This window comes from Stenotrophomonas sp. 05L414_2 (assembly GCF_056397905.1).
The window spans coordinates 1-18,573 of the sequence record NZ_JBFTOJ010000146.1; the positions used below are offsets into that span (position 1 = coordinate 1).

Below are 18,573 nucleotides of genomic sequence, written 5' to 3' on the forward strand. Positions count from 1 at the left end.
GGCTGAAACCGGCCTGGATCAGGCCATTCTGCAGTGAGTCGCGGTCACGGATCAGGTCCGCATCTTCGCTGAAATAGTGTTCAAACAGGTACAACAGTACATCCAGGATGCTCTCTTTCATTGCCCCTCGGCCTGCGTCGCGCGACGCTGTGGAGGTGAAGAAACTAGGGACGTCGACAGTAGCGGCCGTGTACGCACACCACGATCCCCGCAAGTTCCATGGCCAGCAGCATGGAGGACACCTCCGACGCCGTCAATCCACACTGCGTGATCAGTGAATCCATACTGATTGGGTCGTGCTCCAGCACCCGCCACAAGCGCTGGTAGTCAGCGTCGTTCGCCCAGCATGCCGGCAGGTCCGCCGGCGCTGCCTGTTCAGTGGGGGTGGCAAGCCGGGTTTGCAAGCCCGGAAGCTGGTGACGCAGTGCCGGGGCCAGCAGTTCCAGCACTTCTTCGGGCCGTTCGACCAGGGCAACCCCTTCACGGATGAGCCGGTGGCAGCCGACGGCGCGCGGATTGAGTACCGAACCGGGTATCGCGCAGACCTCGCGGCCGGCTTCGGCTGCCAGCCGGGCGGTGATCAGGGCGCCCGAGCGTTGTGCGGCCTCGACCACCACCGTGGCCAGGGCCAACCCGGCCACCAGCCGGTTGCGCGCGGGGAAGTGACCCGGCCGTGCGGGCGTACCTGGCAGGTACTCGCTGAGCACCGCGCCGTCGGTGGCGATTCTTGCCTGAAGGCGGGCATGGCTGGTGGGATAGGCGCGGTCCGGGCCAGTGCCTATCACCGCGAGGGTGCAGCCGCCTGCCTCCAGCGCCGCCTGGTGGGCGGCCGCATCGATGCCTGCCGCCAATCCACTGGTCACCGCCAGCCCGGCCTCGACGAAGCAGGTGGCAAACCGGGCGGCCAGGGCACGACCGGCGGGGGTGGGTGAACGGCTGCCGACCAGGGCCACCGCAGGACGCCAGGCGATGGCCGGATCGCCGGCAACGAACAGCGCCAGGGGCGGATTGGGTGCATCAAGCAGGAGGGGCGGGAAGGCTGGATCGTTGCAGGCCAGCAGATGATGATCAGGCTGCTGCAGCCAGCGCTGCGCCAGCGCGAGGGCGCGGGTGTCGGGACGCTCCAGCGCAGCGCATTGTTCCGGTGTGCAGCCGTGGGCCCGCCAGCCTGCAACACCGAGCGCCAACGCTGCATCCGCATTGCCGGTGGTCTGCAGCAGCGCGCGCCTGGGTGCCAGGGAACCAGCCGCGATCAACAGGCGCAGCAGCGCCTCATGTCCATGCTCAGTCATCCCCCGACTATCGGCCTCACGCAACAAAGGCGCCCTAGGGCGCCTTCGCGTATTGCTGTCAGGGTATCCCGGAGGTTGCCGGCCGATGCGGCCGGCACTCCCTGCCGAGGCCGGGCGGGGCCCGGCGCCGGATCATTTCGCGTCCGGATGCAGCGCGCTGTAGCCCACACGCACCGGCTTCACACCCTGCATCACCAACGCATAGCTGACGTTGTCGAAGGTGCGGAAGACCATGGCATGCGCGGCGTACTCATCCGGCAGGCTGACCCGGCCGGCGCCGGTGCTGATCGAGTCGTCCATGCGAGAGGACCCCGGGAACTTCATCCGGTGCGCCACGTGGCTGCCATGGCGCCACAGCGAGAACACGGTGCCGTTGTCCACGCCCTGGGCGCGACCAGCGGAAATCGCGATCACATCGCGCGGGCCGCCGGTAGTGAACATATCGGTGACTGCCAGCACGCGTACATCCACGCCTTCCACGCCGGCTGCGGGCACATGCGGGAAGAACTGCAGGTCGTACGGCGTGGCCTCGACCGGCACCAGGCGGTCGCCTGCACGTACTTCACGGCCGCCGCTGGCGTTGTCCAGCGCCAGGGTCGACGCTTCGGTCTTGCCGCCGGCCACCTGGGTGATGGTGCCGGTGCCGACCTGTGCCAGCTCGTAACCCAGCACGCCGCGGCGGTGGTTGGGCGCGCTGAAGGCCTTCCAGAGATTGCCGCTGCCCGGGGTGACGTCGCCGTTGGCGGTCAGGTCCTCGGTGGGCTTGGGCTGGGCGTAGCGCACGGTCGGGCGGACCACGGCCCAGCGCTGCCCGACCTGGGCGTCGGCCAGGCGCACATAGGCGGTCTGCCCACCGGTGGCGCGCAGGCGGTTGTCTTCCAGGCCGACCACATAGGGCAGCTGTTCGATGCTGTCGACCACGCTGAGCTGCTTCAGGAACGGCTCGACCTGGGCCAGCGGCACGCCGGTTACCGGGGCTTCCTGGCGCGGGCCGGGCTGGGCCGTCACGCGGTCCAGGTAGGCCAGGCTGAGGACGTCACCGGGATAGATCAGGTGTGGATTGGCGACCTGCGGATTGGCCTGCCATATCTCCGGCCACAGCCATGGTTTCTGCAGGAATCGTCCTGCGATGTCCCACAGGGTGTCCCCTTTGCGGACCACATAGGTGTCCGGGTGCCCGCCATTCACTTCCACGGCGGTAGCATAGGCAGCCACGGTCAGCATCGCCGCGGCGACGACCGTACGAAAACGAAGCAACATAGGTGTGAAGCCCTGATTCCCCAACAGGTTCGCGCACTATAGTCCAGAAACCGGGGCGCAAGGCAAGCGTTGGAGCTAGAATCTGCGACGTATGCCGGCGTACCCCGGCCCCAACCCCGGAAACTGCCATGGCTTTACTCCCCATCCTTGAGTTCCCCGATCCGCGCCTGCGTACCAAGGCTGCGTTGATCGATGCCGCCGAAGTGACCACGCCGGCGTTCCAGGAGCTGCTCGACAACATGTTCGAGACCATGTACGACGCCCCGGGCATCGGCCTGGCTGCCAGCCAGGTGGACGTGCACCAGCGCTTCATGGTCATCGACGTGAGCGAAGAAAAGAACGAGCCGCGCGTCTTCATCAACCCGGAAATCGTCGCCAAGGACGGGGGCCAGGTGTACCAGGAAGGCTGCCTGTCGGTGCCTGGCATCTTCGCCGACGTGACCCGTGCCGACACCATCACCGTCAAGTTCCTGGATCGCCAGGGGCAGCCGCAGGAGTTGACCACCGACGGCCTGCTGGCGGTCTGCGTGCAGCACGAGATGGACCATCTGGACGGCAAGCTGTTCATCGATTACCTGTCGCCGCTGAAGCGCGAGATGGTCCGCAAGAAGCTGGCCAAGCAGCGCAAGCACGTGGCGTGATCGCTGCTCCGGGCCGCCCTTCGGGGTGGCCCGCGCCTGCGCGTGACGCGCGGGCTGCATGGCGCCGGCCGACGGCGCCGTTTTTTTTCCTGCACGATTTCATCCTGCAAGTGGGGTTGCCATGAGGATTGTCTTTGCCGGTACGCCGGAATTCGCGGTGTCTTCGCTGCGCGCGGCCGCGCGTCATCACGAGGTGGTGGCTGTCTATACCCAGCCCGATCGCCCTGCCGGTCGCGGCCGTGGTCTGGCGCCTTCGCCGGTCAAGCTGGAAGCGGTCGCCCGTGGCATCCCCGTGTACCAGCCGGAAACGCTGAAGGACGAAGTGGCCCAGCAGCAGCTGCGTGACCTGCAGCCGGACCTGATGGTGGTGGTGGCCTATGGCCTGATCCTGCCCAAGGCGGTGCTGACCATTCCGACCCACGGTTGCTGGAACGTGCATGGTTCGCTGCTGCCGCGCTGGCGCGGCGCCGCACCGATCCAGCGCGCCATCCAGGCCGGTGACAGCAAGACCGGCGTCTGCCTGATGCAGATGGAAGCCGGCCTGGATACGGGCCCGGTGCTGCTGCACCAGGAGCTGCCGATCGCCGCTACCGATACCGGTGGCCAGCTGCACGACAAGCTGGCCGAGCTCGGCGCGCAGGTGCTGTCCGATGGGCTGGGCCTGCTGCGCGCCGGCATCAAGCCGATCGCACGGCCGCAGCCGGAGCAGGGCGTGACATACGCGCACAAGCTGGACAAAGCCGAGGCAAAACTGGACTGGGCGCAGGACGCAGAAGCGCTGGCGCGCACGGTGCGTGCATTCAATCCGTGGCCGATTGCCGAGGCACTGCTGGCCGGTGAGCGCGTGCGCATCCACGGCGCGGTGGCGCTGGATGTGACGCATGGCCAGGCGCCGGGCACGGTGCTGGCCGCGGGCCGCGAGGGCATCGACATCGCCTGCGGGCAGGGCGCGTTGCGCCTGCGCGTGCTGCAGCGCGAAGGCGGCAAGGCAATCACCGCTGCCGACTACCTCAATGCGCGCCGTGATCTGCGCGTGGGGGTTTGACGGGTGAGCAAGGCAAACGATTTTTCCATCGCCAAGGCGGCGCCGGGCGCGGCCACCCGCATGCTGGCTGCGCGCGTGCTGGCGCAGGTGTTCACCCGCGGTCGTTCGCTCAAGGCGGAACTGGCCTGGGCGCTGCCGAAGCTGTCCGACACCCGCGACCGCGCGCTGCTTGAAGCGTTGTGCTTTGCGGTGCTGCGCCGTCGCAGCACCTATGACGCCGCCCTGCAGGGATGGATGCAGAAGCCGCTGTCCGCACGCGATGCCGACCTGCGCACGTTGCTGATGGTGGGCTTCGCCCAGCTGGATGTGCTGGAACTGCCTGCCCATGCGGCCCTGTCGGCGACGGTCGATGCTGCACGCGCACTTGGCCGCGAACGCCAGGCTGGCCTGGTCAATGCGATCCTGCGACGGGCCCAGCGCGAAGGCTTCCCCGAACAACCGGCGCGCGACGCATTTCCGGCATGGCTGGCCGAGGCCGTCGAGCACGACTGGCCGGCACAGGCCGAGGCGATCTTCGCCGCCAGCCTGCAGCCAGCGCCGCTGTGGCTGCGTGCCAACCGCCAGCAGGGCGGGCGCGACAAGATGATGGCGGCCCTGGCCGAGGTGGGCATTGCCGCCGAAGCCAGCGCGCTGAGCGCCGATGCGCTGCGACTGGCCGTGCCGGTTCCGGTGAACCAGCTGCCCGGTTTCGGCGAAGGCCTGCTGTCGGTGCAGGATCTGTCGGCGCAGTGTGCAGCCGACGCGCTGGCGCCGCCGGCAGGCAGCCGCGTGCTCGACGCCTGTGCCGCCCCGGGCGGCAAGTCGGCGCACCTGCTCGAGCGTGACCCCAGCCTGCAATTGCTGGCGCTGGATATCGATGCCCGTCGTCTGGCGCGCGCAAGGGATACGTTCGCCCGCACCGGTGTGGGCGAAGGCGCGCAGGTGCAGGTGGCCGATGCCAGCGATCCGGGGGCATGGTGGGACGGCGTTCCGTTCGACGCGATCCTGCTGGACGCACCGTGCTCGGCCACCGGCGTCATCCGCCGGCAGCCGGACGTGATGTTCCATCGCCGTGCGGAAGACATCGATGCGCTGGTCGGCATCCAGGCCCGCCTGCTGGAAGCCTGCTGGTCGATGCTGCGCCCCGGTGGTGTGTTGCTGTATGCCACCTGCTCGATCCTGCGCGCGGAAAACGTCGATCAGGTAAAGGGCTTCCTGAAATGGCACGCGGATGCGGAAGCGGTCGCGCTGGATGACGCATTTGGTCTGGATTGTGACGGTATTGCTCGCCAGCGCCTGCCCGGTGAAAACGATGCTGACGGATTTTTCTACGCGCGTCTGCTAAAAAAGGGCTGACCCAACCGCTGTCCGAGCCCCCATGCTGAAAACCCGTGCGTCACGCCAGACGTGGCTGTTCGTTGTGATGGCCCTGTTGGTGTTGGGTGCCGGGCTGGGACTACGCGATCCCTGGCCCTCGGACGAACCGCGCTTCGCCTTGGTCGCCAAGCAGATGGTGGACAGCGGCGACTGGCTGTTCCCGCACCGTGGGCTGGAGCTGTACTCGGACAAGCCGCCGATGCTGATGTGGTGGCAGGCCACGCTGTACAGCGTGATCGGCAACTGGCGCGTGGCGTTCCTGCTGCCTTCGCTGATCGCTGCACTGGGCACGCTGTGGTGCGTGGTCGACCTCGGCCGGCGCCTGTGGACACGCCAGGTCGGCCTGTACGCTGGCTGGGCGCTGCTGTTCGCCCTGCAGTTCACCTTCCAGGCGAAGAAGGCGCAGATCGACCCGCTGGTGGTGTTGTTCATCACCCTGGCCAACTATGGCCTGCTTCGCCACCTGTTGCTGGGGCCTGCTTGGCGCTGGTGGTGGCTGGGCTGGTTCTTTGCCGGCATCGGGGTGATCACCAAGGGCGTGGGCGTGATCGCGCTGCTGATGATCGTGCCAGCGGTGATCGGTTCTGCCCTGCACTGGCCACGGGTGCGGCTGCATGCGCGCGACCTGCGCTTCTGGCTGGCGCCGCTGGCATTCGTGCTGGCCGTCGCGCTGTGGCTGGTGCCGATGGTGATGACCGCGCTGGCCACCCGTTCCGGCGAATACCTGGCCTACATGGACGACATCCTGTTCCGGCAGACCGCCAAGCGCTATGCGCAATCGTGGGACCACCACCAGCCATGGTGGTACTTCCTGGGCACCATGCCGTCGATGTGGATTCCGGCCTTCCTGGCGGTGCCGTGGGCGATCCCCGCCTGGCGGCGCCGGCTGCAGCGCCGGGACGCACGCTATCTGTTGCTGCTGGGCTGGTGGGCGCTGATCGTGCTGTTCTTCTCGATCCCCAATGGCAAGCGCGACGTCTACATCCTGCCTGCGCTGCCGATGTTCTGCCTGGCGCTGGCGCCGTTGCTGCCGGGGCTGCTGCGCCGGCGCGATGTGCAATGGCTGCTGGGCGCGTTCACCCTGCTGCTGTCGCTGGGGACGTTGGCCGCCGGGTTGTCTGCCCTGCTGGGCAAGCCCGGCTTCGAAGTGCGGCTGATGCAGACGCGGGGCATCGGCAATGGCGAAATGAACGCCCTGGCCTGGGCGGCGATGGCGATGGGCGGCTGGGGTGTGGCCAGCCTGCTGCTGTTCGGGCGCGCCCGCCGCGAGCTGGCCCTGGTCTCGACCCTGACTGCCGTCTGGGTGCTGTACAGCCTGATCGGCTATCCGCTGCTGAATGATTCAAGTTCCGCCCGCGGCCTGATGCGGCACACCGGCCAGCGTATCGGCGCCGACGCGGAGCTGGGGCTGGTGGCCTGGAAAGAGCAGAATCTGCTGATGGCCGACCGCCCGGCAGCCACCTTCGGTTTCAACGAGCCTTGGGATGGGCAGCTGGCTGCGGCCGTGGAATGGCAGCAGTTGGCGCCCCGGCGCCGCTGGTTGCTGGTCCACGAAGACGCGCTGTTGCCCTGCATCGACCGCAACCACGCCGAGTTGGCGGGAATTGCCAATCGCCGCCGCTGGTGGCTGGTACCGGCTGCTGCCGTGCAGGGCCGCTGCGTGGCCAGCGCGAAGGAACGCGAACGTGAACGACGGCTGCAACGTGAGGAATAACCATCCTGGCCCGTGCTTGTCCAGACTGCCCAAGCGACAGCAAAGGCAGTAAAACATCAGCGTGGGATTGGCCGTGCCGGTGATCCCGTTCATTCCGCCGGATTGCAGCGAACTTTTTCGACGTGGCAGCTTTACAGCACAACCTGGAATCCACGATCGGCGATCCGCTGGGCGTCCCCGCAGGCAAGCTCCCGCGCGCGGCGCACTGGCTGGCGCAGATCGGCMTGTTCTGCATGCCGGCACTGGTGCTGACCATCCCGATCAACCTGTTGCCCTACGCGCTGCTGCTGCTGGTCAGCACGGCGATGGTGCCCGGCCTGCTGTGGCAGGCCCGGCGTATGGACAAGCAGCCGATCAAGGTTCTCAGCTGGCTGATGCTGGCGGTGCTGTTGATGGCCATCGTGTCGGTCGTGCTGTTCGAACAGGGCCTGCGCGATGTCGACAATCGATCCCGCTTCCTGGTCATCCCGTGGATCGCACTGTGGGTGTGTGCGCTGCGCCCGGACATGCGCTGGCTGTGGCGCGGTGCATTGGCCGGGCTGGTGGGCACCTTCGTGCTTTCGGCACTGSAGGTGTTCCAGGGTGCGGCACGCGCCGAACTGTTCACCAACGCGATCGTGCTCGCCGACATCGTGATGATGCTGATGGTGCTGCTGGTGTTCTGCCGGCCGTCGCGGCGTTGGTCGCTGGTGATCGTCGGCATGGCTGCTGGTTGCGGGACCATCATCCTGACCGGAAGCCGGGGCGTGTTCGCGGCCCTGCTGGCGCTGCTGGTGGTGCTGGCACTGAGCCTGCGCTGGCGCACCGGCGCGGCGCGTCTTTCAGTGCTTGCCGGCATGCTGGCCATCGGCGCGACCCTGCTGCTGTCGGTGCCCGAACTGCGCCACCAGGTGCGGTTGTCCGAACTGCACAGCGATGTGCAGCGCATGGAGCAGGGGGACAGCGACTCTTCGGCTGGGGCGCGCGTCGAGCGCCTGCAGGTGGCGTGGGAGACCTTCCTCGACCATCCGCTGACCGGGGTAGGCATCGGCCATTTCGACATGGCCATGAAGCGGGTGCCGGTCTGTCGCGAGAACCCGCAGGAAATCCGCTGCCACCTGCGCCATGCGCACAACGATCTGGCCGAGTGGGGGGCTACCCAGGGCCTGCCGGGCGTGTTGCTGCTGCTGGCCGTATATGGCGTACCCCTTTGGGTGTTCGTGCGCCTGCACCGGCGCAGCGGGCACGCTACCTTCCGCGGCCCTGCCGCGGCCGGCGTGATGGTGGTGGTGTCCTACATCCTGTGCGGGCTGACCCAGTCGATGTTCGCGCACCAGATGACCGCAAGCTTCTACGTCACCATCGTCGGCCTGCTGACCGGCCTGTCGATCGTGGAAGGTGCCCGGCACCGGGCAAAGAACGCCCGGTAGCGTTCAGCCACGCTCGGCTCCGCACTCAGGGGTTGGGCGGATCGGACACGGCCTGACCGTTGCCCAGCATCCACAGCATGATGGTCTTCTGACGTACGTAGTTGGCGCGCACGTAGGCATACACCAGGCCATGCCAGCCGTCGCGGAAGCCGCCACGGAACAGGAAGCCGCGCCAGAACCGCCAGGCCGGGGCCAGCACCAGCTTGCCGAGGGTGGCCCGCTTGCCACGCGCGAACTCGTGTTCGGCCATCATCCGTGCGTACTTCTCGGTCTTGGCCAGCTGCTGCTGCAGCGAGCGATAGGGGAAGTGGATGAGGTCCCCGCGCAGGGTGCCGACCGTGCCATCGACACTGGCCGCCTCATGGATCTCGCGCTTGCCGCGCCAGCCGCCGTGGCGGCGGTCGAACAGGCGCAGCACCCGGTCCGGATAGGCATTGCCGTGGCGCAGGAACCTGCCGAAGTACTCCGACAGGCGGGCGAAGCGGTAACCCGCATGACCTGCAAAGCCGCCGTCGCGGGCCTGCTCGATGGCCGTGCGCAGTTCCGGGCTGATGCGCTCGTCGGCGTCCAGGCACAGCACCCAGTGGTGGGTGGCCTGCTCGACGCAGAACGCCTTCTGGCTGCGGAAGCCATCGAACGGACGCTGCAGCACGCGGGCGCCGGCCGCCTCGGCGATGGCCACCGTGGCGYCGGTGGACTGCGAGTCCACCACCACGATCTCATCGCAGAAGGCCAGCGAGGCCAGGCAGTCGCCGATGCGCCCGGCCTCGTTGAACGCGATAATGCAGGCCGAGATGCGAGGCCGTTCGATGGGAGCGGTCGTGGAGGACATGATGGCCGGGTACCTGTTGTTTGCRACGGAGCGCTATGCGCTGCCTATTCTCGCCCCGTTGGTGCAAGCCTTGCACGCTTCCGGCCAGGAAGTGGCCGCCTGGTTCGAAGATGGCGCGGCTGGCAGCCAGCTGCCCGGCGTGCCCAACATCGGCCTGAAGCAGGCCCTGGCGATGCGGCCGCGGGCGGTGTTCAGCGCGGCCAACTGGGTGCCGACCTTCCTGTCGGGGGCCAAGGTGCAGCTGTTCCATGGCTTCAACGTGGAAAAGCGCGACAGTGCGCGTGGCCACTTCCGGGTGCGCGGCATGTTCGACCTGTACTGCACGCAGGGCCCTGCCACCACCGCGCCGTTCCGCGGGATCGCGGCAGTGCAGGGCCATTTCGCCGTGGCGGAAACCGGCTGGCCGAAGCTGGACCCGCTGTTCCGCGACGACGGTGGCGACAGTGCCGCGCTGCGCAGTGCAGCCGGCGGCCGCCCGGTGATCCTGTTCGGTTCAACCTTCACCGAGCGCTTGAGCGCCGCCCCGCACCTGCATGCGCAGATCGCGGCCGACATCGCCGCCGGTCAGCACTACTGGCTGCTGACCCTGCACCCGAAGTGCCCGCCGGAACTGTTCGAACGCTACCGCGCGCTGGCCGGCGCCAATGCGCGTTTCATCGAACCGGAGCAGGTGATGGCAGCCCAGCGCGCCGCCGACGTGCTGGTGTCGGACACCTCATCGATCGTTTCGGAGTTCATCGTCCAGCACAAGCCGGTGGTGACCTTCCGCAACCGCGTGCCAAAGCCGCACATGATCGATTTCGATGATCCGCAGCAGCTGCCGGCCATGCTGGCGCGCGCGCTGCATCCCGACGCTGCGTTGCAGGCGGAGATCGTGCGTTACGCCGATGCCATCCACCCCTATCGCGATGGCCGGTCCAGCGAGCGGGTGATCGCCGCCACCGAGGATTTCCTGTCCGGCGAAATGGGCGTGCTGCGTCGCAAGCCGTTTGGCAGCTGGGTGCGCGACCTGCAGATCCGCAAGGACCTGGGCTACTGGGGTCCGTCGCAGCGGTGATGTGGGTAGTGCCGGGGCCAGCGGCCGGCACTACCGTAGATCCACGCCATGCGTGGGTGGTGCAGTAGATCCACGCCATGCGTGGGTGGTGCAGTAGATCCACGCCATGCGTGGGTGGTGCAGTAGATCCACGCCATGCGTGGGTGGTGGAGTAGATCCACGCCATGCGTGGATGGTGAAGTAGATCCACGCCATGCGTGGATGGCGGTTCAACGATCGGCCGCGCTACCAGCGCAGCTTGCGCCGTGCCAGCGCCGTGGCCAGTTCTTCCATCAACGCCTGTGCACGCGCCTGCGGCAGGTAGCGCAGTGCCAGTGCCACATCGCCATGCGCACCGGCGGTGTCCAGCTGCAGGCTGGCCGTACCCAACAGCTTGTCCAGCGGCGAGCGCTGCAGGCGCAGGCCCTGCACTTTGTCCAGCTCGGCCCAGCGCCACCAGCGCTTCCACCAGCCGCCGCGCACCGCCACGAACTGGCCATCCAGGTGCCAGCCCATCCGCGCCATCTGCCGGTGCGCGATCAACAGGCTGACCGGCAGCCAGGCCAGCAGTGCCAGGGCCGGCAGGCCCCAGCGCCAGTACAGCGCGGCGGTCAGCAACGGCACCACCAGCAAGGTGGACAGCGACAATCGCCACCATCCGCGTTGCGGAATCGGTTGCCACTGCTGCGGCGGCCATTGCAGCTGCGGCAGCAGGTGGCGCACCAGCCCATCGCAGGCGCTTGCACCAGCCAGCGGTGCCAGTTCGCGCAGCGCGCGGTCGTCGTCGCGCGAGGGACCACCGGCGGCGCTGTCAATACGCAGCTGGCGCAGCCCGAACCAGCGTTGCAGGGTGCTCTCGCCCAGCGTCCATGCCTGGATGCGGCGGCGCGCGACGCTGCTGCGGGTGCGGCTGAGCAGGCCGGTGGAGACGGTCAGACGCCGTTCGCGCTCGCTGAGGGTGAAGCCGTGGTAGCGCAGCAGCGTCAACACCACCGACAACACCCGCAGCAGCAGCCAGCCCAGCAGCAACGCGGCCGCCAACAGCACCAGCCCGCCGGTCACCCCGGCATGCAGGTGGCTGGCGTAGCCGAAGGCCTCGCGCCCGCCACGCTGGATGGCATCGTCCATCACCGGGCGCGGTACGGTCTGGAACAGGACGCCGAAGGCGGCGATCGCCAGCGCCCAGCCACGGTTGGACAGCAGGCCCATGCGCAGCACGTCCCAGCTCGACAGGCGCAGCAGTACCTGCTCGTCGTCGGATGGCACGACATCGGCAGCCGGCGCGTCGCCCGGCGTCGGCTGGGGCGCCTGTCCACGCTGGCGCACCAGTTGTTCCAGGGCCAGCGCCTGGTCCAGCCGCAGCACGCGCATCTCCGCTTCCGGACGCACCCCGCCGGCCGATTCCAGGCGCAGTTCGGCAACCCCGAACAACCGGTGCAACGGGTTCTGCCGCACTTCCACGTTGTGGATGCGGGCGAAGGGAATCTCGCGCCGGTTGCGCGCCAGCAGGCCGCTGCGCACGGTGATCGCATCGTTGCCGATGCGATAGCGGTAGCTGAGGTACTGCAGCACCGACACCAGCACCAGCGCGGCGATGGCGGTCAACGGGATCAACTGTGCCCACATCGGATCGCGGTCGCCGCGTTGGCCGAACACCAGCAACGCGACCAGCGGCAGGAAATAGTGGCGCAGCTGCATCAGCAGCACGAACAGCCACGACCACGGATGCAGGCGATGCTCGTCGCCACCGCTGGGCAGCGAGGGCGGCAGGGGCGGGGGCAGGCTCACAGGGCGTCGGCGTCCTGGTCGAGCTGATGGGCCAGGGTGTCACGCAGGCGCTCGGCATCGGCTTCGTCCAGGCCGCTGACGGTGACCGCACTCAGGCGGGTGCCGGCGGTATGCACGATCAGCGTGGCCAGGCCTGCACGCCGCTCCAGGGGCCCGCGACGCAGGTCCAGGTGCTGCACGCGCGAAATGGGGATGCGGGTCTCCAGCTGCCACATCAGGTCGCGGCGCAGGCCCAGGCCCTGTGCGTCCAGCCGCCAGCGGGTGCGGGTCAGGCGCCGATGGCCGATCCAGGCGCCGAAGGCGAGGCCGACCAGCAGGCCCAGCATCGCTGCCCACAGGCCACCGGGAAGATCGAAGAACCACCAGAGGGCCGCCAGCGGTGCGCCGGGGATGAACAGTCCGCCGAAGGCGCCCTCCAGCGCCGCCAACCGGGCAGCGCGCCGCGGCAGGGGTTGCCAGTGGTCGAGGGGCATTTCGGCAGCAGCAACAGGCAAGGGCAGTTCGGTCACGCGGGCGTCCGTCGGGCAGCAGGGCGGGCAGGCGCGGTGATGGCCGCACCGCGCAGACGTTAGCAGGTCGCCCGCGTTACTGGGCGGCCTGGATCAGCGCATCGACATCCAGCAGATGGCCGGCGCGGTCGGCCTTGGTGCGCAGGTAGTGCTCGTTCTCGGCGGTGATCTCGCCGGTGACCGGAATGCAGTCCAGCACTTCGATGCCGGCATTGCGCAGGCGCTGTGCCTTGGTCGGGTTGTTGCTGAGCAGGGCAACACGGGATACACCCAGCCCGCGCAGCATCGCCACCGCGCTGCCGTAGCGGCGCTCGTCGGCGCCGAAGCCCAGCTGCGCATCGGCGTCGATGGTATCCAGGCCGTCGTGCTGGTAGCCGTAGGCGCGCATCTTSGCGGCGATGCCGGTACCGCGGCCTTCCTGGTCCAGGTACAGCAGCACGCCGCCGCCCAGTTCCTTCAGTTTGCGCAGGCCGCGCCGCAGCTGGTCGCCGCAATCGCACTTGAGCGAACCGAACAGGTCGCCGGTGAGGCAGGACGAATGCACGCGCACCGGCACCACTGCGGACAGGTCCGGTTCGCCGACGATGATCGCTACCTGGTCGCGCTGGGCGACGCCACCGCGGAACACCGCGAAGGTGGTCATGCCGACGTCGCGCAGCGGCACCGGAGAACGCGCCACCAGTTCGTAATCATGTGCGGCGTGCGCGGCGCCTTCGGCCAGATCGCACAGGCCAACCTCGGCCGCGCCATCGAACGTGGCGTCGTCTGCATCCAGGCGCACGGCCACCATCGCCGGCAACAGCAGGCCCAGCCGGGCCAGTTCGACAGCGCCGGCATCGAACGCATCGCCTGCGCTCCAAGCCGCGGGCATCGGTCCGGGTTCGCGCAGGTAGCCCAGCGAGGGCAGGGCATCGAAGGCAACGCCGGCCAGCGGCAGGCGCGCGCCCTCGGGGGCCTCCACGCCGAGCACGCGGGCGCGGGTGGCGGTCAGGTACAGGTAATGGCGCTCGCGCGCGGCACTGGCGAAGGCGGCGAAGCTGCTGGCAGTGGCGCTGTCCAGCGCGATCACCGCCAGGCGCTGGCCCTGGCCATCGTGGAGCAGGACCGGGCGACCGGCGCGCAGTTCGGCGACCGCGCGCTCGCAGCGGATCGCTGCCGGATCACCGAACAGGGAGGAAGCAGACATGGCAGGACCGGGGGAGGCGGACATCGGTGTCTCTATGGGGGCGCCAGCGTCGTATTCAACGTGCTGCGGCGGTGTGTCGCAGGCCGGTGCAGCGGCTCTCAGTGCGGATGTTCGTCGGTCGCGTACGGGTCTTCCTCGCCGCTGCCCGGTGGCCGCAGCGTATAGCGCTTGTAGGTCCACTGGTACTGCGCCGGGTCGCGGCGCGCGATGCGTTCGATGCCCGCGTTGAGCGCGGTGGCCGCCACGTGCGGGTCCGGATCGGCCACGGCCGGGTCGGTCGGCTCGATGTGCAGGGCAAATTCCATGTCCGGGCCGATGCGCTCGCACCAGCCATACAGCACGGTCGCGCCGGTGCGCTCGGCCAGGCGGTTGACCAGGGTCATGGTCAGTGCCTGCACGCCGAAGAACGGCACGAACACGCCGTCGCCGGCCTTGGGCTGCTGGTCGGGCAGGATGCCGGTGGCACCGCCGTCCTTGAGCACCTTGAACAGCTGGCGCACGGCCGGGCCTTCGGCGCGCACCTGCTGCACGTTGTCGCCGCCCCGCACGATCTGCAGGAAGGCATCGCTGGCCTCGTCCTCCGGCGGCTTGTAGACGATGGCGATCTGGCCGCGCGAGGCCAGCCACTGGTTCAGCAGCTCCCAGTTGCCGTAGTGCGGGGCCGCCACGATCACGCCCTTGCCGCTGGCCAGGGCCGCGTCGTACAGCGCCTGGCCGTGGCGCTCCTTCAGGTGCAGGCGCAGGTTGTCGGCGGGCTTCCGGCTCCACAGGCGCAGGGTCTCGATGGCCTGCAGGGCGGTGGAGCGCAGCAGTTCGCGCTGCAGGCGGTCGCGTGCCGGCGCGTCCAGCTCGGGGTAGGCCAGCTCCAGGTTGCGGCGGGTGACGCGGCTCTCGCGGGCATCGAGGCGCACCCACGTCCAGGCCAGGGCGCGCGCGAACCCGCGCAGCAATGGCCAGGGCAGGCGGGCGAACAGGGTGGTGGCGCGGTAGACCAGCCGGGCTTTGCGGTGTGGATTCATCGGCCCCAGTTTAGCCAAGGGCGCTGCTATCGTGGCCGGCCCCTTGCCTGGAAGCCCGCCGATGCTCGTCCTGATTCAACGTGTCAGCCAGGCTGCCGTGCATGTGGAAGGTGAGGCGGTGGGGCAGATCGGCCCCGGCCTGCTGGCCCTGGTCGGCATGGAGCCGGGCGATACCGAGGCCCAGTTGCAGCGGATGGCCGAACGCCTGCTCGGCTACCGTGTGTTTGCAGATGAGGCCGGAAAAATGAACCGCTCGCTGCGTGATACCGGCGGCGGCCTGCTGCTGGTCAGCCAGTTCACCCTGGCCGCGGACACCCGTTCCGGCATGCGGCCAAGCTTCACCAGCGCGGCACCGCCGCAGGAGGCTGAACGCGGGTTCAATCGATTTGTCGACATCTGTCGTGAAAATCACGCGCCGGGGGTGGAAACGGGCCGCTTCGGTGCCCATATGGTCGTCAGCCTGGTCAACGACGGTCCCGTGACCTTCCTCCTCAGGCCCTAGGCCGCCGGGACCACCGCCCGGCAGGCCGGGCCCCGGGCTGGTATAATGCTACGTTCCCTATTTCCCCCTAGCCGGTGGCGCGAGCACTACATGGCCAACGAACGTCCTGCCCAATCCGAAATCAAGCAACTGATCAGCAAGGGCCTGGAACAGGGCTACCTGACCTATGCCGAAGTCAATGACCATCTGCCCGACGACATGGTCGACCCGGAACAGATCGAAGACATCATCGGCATGATCAACGGCATGGGCATTGATGTCCATGAAGTTGCTCCGGATGTGGAAACCCTGCTTCTCAACGACGGCAACACGGGCAACCGTGAGGTCGACGACACCGCAGCCGAAGAAGCTGCCGCCGCGCTGAGCGCGCTCGACACCGAAGGTGGCCGTACCACCGACCCGGTGCGCATGTACATGCGCGAAATGGGTACCGTCGAGCTGCTGACCCGCGAAGGCGAAATCGCCATTGCCAAGCGCATCGAAGAAGGCCTGTCCCAGGTCCAGGCCGCACTCGGCCAGTTCCCGGTGTCGGTCGAATCGCTGCTGACCGATTACGAAGCGCACAAGGAAGGCCGCAAGCGCCTTGCCGAAGTGATCGTCGGCTTCAACGACCTGACCGACGACGTGCCGGCCCCGGCCGCTGTGGTGGCCGATGACGCGGACGACGCCGATGCCGACGCCGACGAGGAAGAAGACGACGTCGACGGCGGCGATGAAGAAGCCGCGCCGACCGGTCCGGATCCGGAGGAAGTGGCTGCGCGCATGCAGGCGCTGGGCGATGCCCTCAACGCCTTCAAGAAGGCTGCCGCCAAGGGCGACAAGAAGAACCTGCTGAAGCTCCGCGAGGAGATGTCGGCGGTGTTCGTCACCCTGAAGCTGCCGCTGCCGCTGACCGACGTGCTGACCAAGCAGCTGCGCGACACCATGGGCAGCATCAAGGCCCACGAGCGCCGCGTGCTGAACCTGGCCACCGTCACTGCCCGCATGCCGCGCAAGGACTTCATCCGTTCCTGGGAAGGCAACCAGACCAACCTGGAGTGGGTGGAAGACGCACTGAAGCGCAAGCAGAAGTGGTCTTCGGCGCTGCGTGAAGTGAAGGACCAGATCGTGTCCGAGCAGCAGGCCACCATCGACATCGAGAAGGTCACCCTGCTGGACCTGGACGAGCTGAAGGAACTCAGCCGTGCCATGGCCTACGGCGAAGCCAAGGCGCGCAAGGCCAAGAAGGAAATGGTCGAGGCCAACCTGCGCCTGGTGATCTCCATCGCCAAGAAGTACACCAACCGCGGCCTGCAGTTCCTCGACCTGATCCAGGAAGGCAACATCGGCCTGATGAAGGCCGTGGACAAGTTCGAGTACCGCCGCGGCTACAAGTTCTCCACGTATGCGACCTGGTGGATCCGCCAGGCCATCACCCGTTCGATCGCCGACCAGGCGCGCACCATCCGTATTCCGGTGCACATGATCGAAACGATCAACAAGTTGAACCGCATTTCCCGCCAGATGCTCCAGCAGTACGGCCGCGAGGCTACGCCGGAGGAGCTGGCCAAGGAAATGGACATGCCGGAAGACAAGATCCGCAAGGTGATGAAGATCGCCAAGGAGCCGATCTCGATGGAAACCCCGATCGGCGACGACGAGGATTCCCATCTGGGCGACTTCATCGAGGACACCAACGTGGAGTCCCCGATCGAGAACACCACCAACATCAACCTGTCTGAAACCGTGCGCGACGTGCTGGCCGGCCTCACCCCGAGGGAAGCCAAGGTGCTGCGCATGCGCTTCGRCAYCGACATGAACACCGACCACACCCTCGAGGAAGTCGGCAAGCAGTTCGACGTGACCCGCGAGCGCATCCGCCAGATCGAAGCGAAGGCCCTGCGCAAGCTGCGTCACCCGAGCCGTTCGGAGCAGCTGCGCAGCTTCCTGGATATCGATTGATATCCAGGTAGTGCTGACGTGTTGAGAGAAACCCCGCTTCGGCGGGGTTCTTCTTTGGGGGATCCGGTGTGGAGCCGTGGCCATGCTTGGCCGCGGTTGGCGATGACGCATCCGCCCTTTGACGTGCAGGGATGCCAGACGCACGCTGGCGATGCAGGTGCTCAACACACCTCGTGGGCGGGCCGGATCACCGGCACCGAGGCGGACGCGCTGCGGGGACACGTGCAACGCGTGTATCTGCGGCATCACCCCTGTTGAGCATTGGAGCTTGGCCATGAAGGCTGTTGAACATGATGTACCTGTTGTTGCTGCCCTGGATTTCCCGCCGTTGATGACGTGGGAGGACGTCATGCAGGACGAACTGGAGGATCGGCTGGGCTTCGCCCGACGGGCCACGCTGGCGCTGCTGACGCAATCGGGAGAACAGATGGTTGCGGGGTTTGCCGGTGGCAACCGGAGGGGGCTGGAGGGCGCGATGAAGGCGGTGGCGCTGTTCCAGGCGCATCTGCTGGAGATGGAGCGGTTGGCGGGGATGGCGGAGCGACGGTTGCAGCGTGTTGGCGAGGCGCTTGCTGCTGCCGACTGAGTAGCCGACTCCGGCCGTGCTCCACTACACTGTGACGCTGCGCAGGGCCTATAGCTCAACGGTTAGAGCAGGGGACTCATAATCCCTTGGTTCCAGGTTCGAATCCTGGTGGGCCCACCATAAAAAACAGGCACTTAGGCGGCGGCCCAAGTGCCTTTTTTGTGCCGGCGGAAAAATTGCCGGGAAAATTCACTGCCGCAGCGCTCGGTGATCCCGATGATGACCTGCAGCTCATGTAGCTTCTGAATCGGGGAAGATACGTCGCTGTTGAGTACGTCGATCATGGTTGCCCCCTAGGCGTGATTCGAGAAAGATGAAACGGCGTGTACAGGGATCTTGGGGGGGATTGGCACGACACGATCGACGGTTTCGCGGAGCTGTCGGAATAGTCGATGCTCACGGCTCCTCCATTCCGGCAAGCTGAAATCCATGCAGATCGCGCGTCCAACACATGCTC

The 18,573-nt window shown here is 67.5% G+C and carries 18 protein-coding genes and 1 tRNA gene; 10 read left to right on the forward strand and 9 right to left on the reverse strand.

Annotated features, from left to right (window positions below; translation table 11 throughout):
* From AC1DJN_RS17210 to AC1DJN_RS17220, 3 genes are all read right to left on the reverse strand, one after another.
* The coding region (locus tag AC1DJN_RS17210) for a DUF494 family protein (protein WP_478039576.1) at nucleotides 1-121 on the reverse strand (121 nt) is incomplete at its 3' end.
* 43 nt (nucleotides 122-164) lie between these two features.
* The gene (dprA, locus tag AC1DJN_RS17215; protein WP_032976675.1) at nucleotides 165-1,292 is read right to left on the reverse strand and encodes a DNA-processing protein DprA; all 1,128 of its coding nucleotides are present in this window, start codon (nucleotides 1,290-1,292) and stop codon (nucleotides 165-167) included.
* A 132-nt stretch (nucleotides 1,293-1,424) separates the two neighbouring features.
* Nucleotides 1,425-2,552, reverse strand: coding sequence for a LysM peptidoglycan-binding domain-containing protein (locus AC1DJN_RS17220; protein WP_032976676.1), 1,128 nt, complete (start codon nucleotides 2,550-2,552; stop codon nucleotides 1,425-1,427).
* A 128-nt stretch (nucleotides 2,553-2,680) separates the two neighbouring features.
* Between AC1DJN_RS17220 and def the strand changes: the two genes are divergently transcribed.
* The 5 genes from def to AC1DJN_RS17245 all read left to right on the forward strand — a co-directional run bounded on the left by def (nucleotide 2,681) and on the right by AC1DJN_RS17245 (nucleotide 8,717).
* Entirely contained in the window at nucleotides 2,681-3,193 is a 513-nt protein-coding gene (def, locus tag AC1DJN_RS17225; protein ID WP_025879059.1) for a peptide deformylase, read from the forward strand.
* 121 nt (nucleotides 3,194-3,314) lie between these two features.
* Nucleotides 3,315-4,238, forward strand: coding sequence for a methionyl-tRNA formyltransferase (gene fmt, locus AC1DJN_RS17230; RefSeq protein ID WP_032976677.1), 924 nt, complete (start codon nucleotides 3,315-3,317; stop codon nucleotides 4,236-4,238).
* A gap of 3 nt (nucleotides 4,239-4,241) precedes the next feature.
* The gene (gene rsmB, locus AC1DJN_RS17235; protein ID WP_032976678.1) at nucleotides 4,242-5,573 is read left to right on the forward strand and encodes a 16S rRNA (cytosine(967)-C(5))-methyltransferase RsmB; all 1,332 of its coding nucleotides are present in this window, start codon (nucleotides 4,242-4,244) and stop codon (nucleotides 5,571-5,573) included.
* 22 nt (nucleotides 5,574-5,595) lie between these two features.
* Nucleotides 5,596-7,308, forward strand: a complete 1,713-nt coding sequence (locus AC1DJN_RS17240) for an ArnT family glycosyltransferase (RefSeq protein WP_032976679.1) — start codon at nucleotides 5,596-5,598, stop codon at nucleotides 7,306-7,308.
* A 233-nt stretch (nucleotides 7,309-7,541) separates the two neighbouring features.
* The gene (locus tag AC1DJN_RS17245) at nucleotides 7,542-8,717 is read left to right on the forward strand and encodes an O-antigen ligase family protein (protein WP_478039578.1); all 1,176 of its coding nucleotides are present in this window, start codon (nucleotides 7,542-7,544) and stop codon (nucleotides 8,715-8,717) included.
* A 25-nt stretch (nucleotides 8,718-8,742) separates the two neighbouring features.
* On the opposite strand, the gene AC1DJN_RS17250 is transcribed toward AC1DJN_RS17245, so the two are convergent.
* Nucleotides 8,743-9,549 (reverse strand): glycosyltransferase family 2 protein, encoded by an 807-nt coding sequence (locus AC1DJN_RS17250; RefSeq protein ID WP_478039572.1) that lies wholly within the window; start codon nucleotides 9,547-9,549, stop codon nucleotides 8,743-8,745.
* Here AC1DJN_RS17250 and AC1DJN_RS17255 point away from each other — a divergent pair.
* Nucleotides 9,548-10,606, forward strand: a complete 1,059-nt coding sequence (locus AC1DJN_RS17255) for a CDP-glycerol glycerophosphotransferase family protein (RefSeq protein ID WP_032976715.1) — start codon at nucleotides 9,548-9,550, stop codon at nucleotides 10,604-10,606. The two genes, AC1DJN_RS17250 and AC1DJN_RS17255, sit on opposite strands and share 2 nt — an antisense overlap.
* Nucleotides 10,607-10,831: 225 nt before the next feature.
* Here the strand turns inward: AC1DJN_RS17255 and AC1DJN_RS17260 are convergent, their stop codons facing one another.
* The 4 genes from AC1DJN_RS17260 to AC1DJN_RS17275 form a co-directional block, all read right to left on the reverse strand.
* Nucleotides 10,832-12,373 (reverse strand): PH domain-containing protein, encoded by a 1,542-nt coding sequence (locus AC1DJN_RS17260; protein WP_025879052.1) that lies wholly within the window; start codon nucleotides 12,371-12,373, stop codon nucleotides 10,832-10,834.
* The gene (locus AC1DJN_RS17265) at nucleotides 12,370-12,846 is read right to left on the reverse strand and encodes a PH domain-containing protein (RefSeq protein ID WP_088101515.1); all 477 of its coding nucleotides are present in this window, start codon (nucleotides 12,844-12,846) and stop codon (nucleotides 12,370-12,372) included. The genes AC1DJN_RS17260 and AC1DJN_RS17265 overlap by 4 nt, the downstream gene beginning before the upstream one ends.
* 112 nt (nucleotides 12,847-12,958) lie before the next feature.
* Nucleotides 12,959-14,092, reverse strand: coding sequence for a GTP cyclohydrolase II RibA (ribA, locus tag AC1DJN_RS17270; protein ID WP_032976682.1), 1,134 nt, complete (start codon nucleotides 14,090-14,092; stop codon nucleotides 12,959-12,961).
* 74 nt (nucleotides 14,093-14,166) lie between these two features.
* Entirely contained in the window at nucleotides 14,167-15,087 is a 921-nt protein-coding gene (locus AC1DJN_RS17275) for a lauroyl acyltransferase (RefSeq protein ID WP_025879049.1), read from the reverse strand.
* Nucleotides 15,088-15,148: 61 nt separating this feature from the next.
* On the opposite strand from AC1DJN_RS17275, the gene dtd reads away from it, so the two are divergent.
* From dtd to AC1DJN_RS17295, 4 genes are all read left to right on the forward strand, one after another.
* A complete protein-coding gene (gene dtd / locus AC1DJN_RS17280; RefSeq protein ID WP_032976683.1) occupies nucleotides 15,149-15,589 on the forward strand; it encodes a D-aminoacyl-tRNA deacylase in 441 nt (146 codons plus the stop codon).
* A 90-nt stretch (nucleotides 15,590-15,679) separates the two neighbouring features.
* Nucleotides 15,680-17,530 (forward strand): RNA polymerase sigma factor RpoD, encoded by a 1,851-nt coding sequence (rpoD, locus tag AC1DJN_RS17285; protein WP_478039574.1) that lies wholly within the window; start codon nucleotides 15,680-15,682, stop codon nucleotides 17,528-17,530.
* 274 nt (nucleotides 17,531-17,804) lie between these two features.
* Nucleotides 17,805-18,116, forward strand: a complete 312-nt coding sequence (locus tag AC1DJN_RS17290; RefSeq protein ID WP_394123264.1) for a hypothetical protein — start codon at nucleotides 17,805-17,807, stop codon at nucleotides 18,114-18,116.
* A 44-nt stretch (nucleotides 18,117-18,160) separates the two neighbouring features.
* Nucleotides 18,161-18,236: transfer RNA gene (locus AC1DJN_RS17295), tRNA-Ile, on the forward strand.
* A 14-nt stretch (nucleotides 18,237-18,250) separates the two neighbouring features.
* Here the strand turns inward: AC1DJN_RS17295 and AC1DJN_RS17300 are convergent.
* Complete coding sequence (locus AC1DJN_RS17300) at nucleotides 18,251-18,400, reverse strand: hypothetical protein (protein ID WP_154881118.1); 150 nt, start codon at nucleotides 18,398-18,400, stop codon at nucleotides 18,251-18,253.
* Between the last annotated feature and the right edge of the window lie 173 nt (nucleotides 18,401-18,573).

Bases quoted from the DNA above. Each gene is read 5' to 3' on its own strand.
- dprA (WP_032976675.1), bottom strand. From the start codon at position 1,292: ATGACTGAGCATGGACATGAGGCGCTGCTGCGCCTGTTGATCGCGGCT.
- AC1DJN_RS17220 (WP_032976676.1), bottom strand. From the start codon at position 2,552: ATGTTGCTTCGTTTTCGTACGGTCGTCGCCGCGGCGATGCTGACCGTG.
- def (WP_025879059.1), top strand. From the start codon at position 2,681: ATGGCTTTACTCCCCATCCTTGAGTTCCCCGATCCGCGCCTGCGTACC.
- fmt (WP_032976677.1), top strand. From the start codon at position 3,315: ATGAGGATTGTCTTTGCCGGTACGCCGGAATTCGCGGTGTCTTCGCTG.
- AC1DJN_RS17240 (WP_032976679.1), top strand. From the start codon at position 5,596: ATGCTGAAAACCCGTGCGTCACGCCAGACGTGGCTGTTCGTTGTGATG.
- AC1DJN_RS17265 (WP_088101515.1), bottom strand. From the start codon at position 12,846: ATGCCCCTCGACCACTGGCAACCCCTGCCGCGGCGCGCTGCCCGGTTG.
- AC1DJN_RS17275 (WP_025879049.1), bottom strand. From the start codon at position 15,087: ATGAATCCACACCGCAAAGCCCGGCTGGTCTACCGCGCCACCACCCTG.
- dtd (WP_032976683.1), top strand. From the start codon at position 15,149: ATGCTCGTCCTGATTCAACGTGTCAGCCAGGCTGCCGTGCATGTGGAA.
- AC1DJN_RS17290 (WP_394123264.1), top strand. From the start codon at position 17,805: ATGAAGGCTGTTGAACATGATGTACCTGTTGTTGCTGCCCTGGATTTC.
- AC1DJN_RS17300 (WP_154881118.1), bottom strand. From the start codon at position 18,400: ATGATCGACGTACTCAACAGCGACGTATCTTCCCCGATTCAGAAGCTA.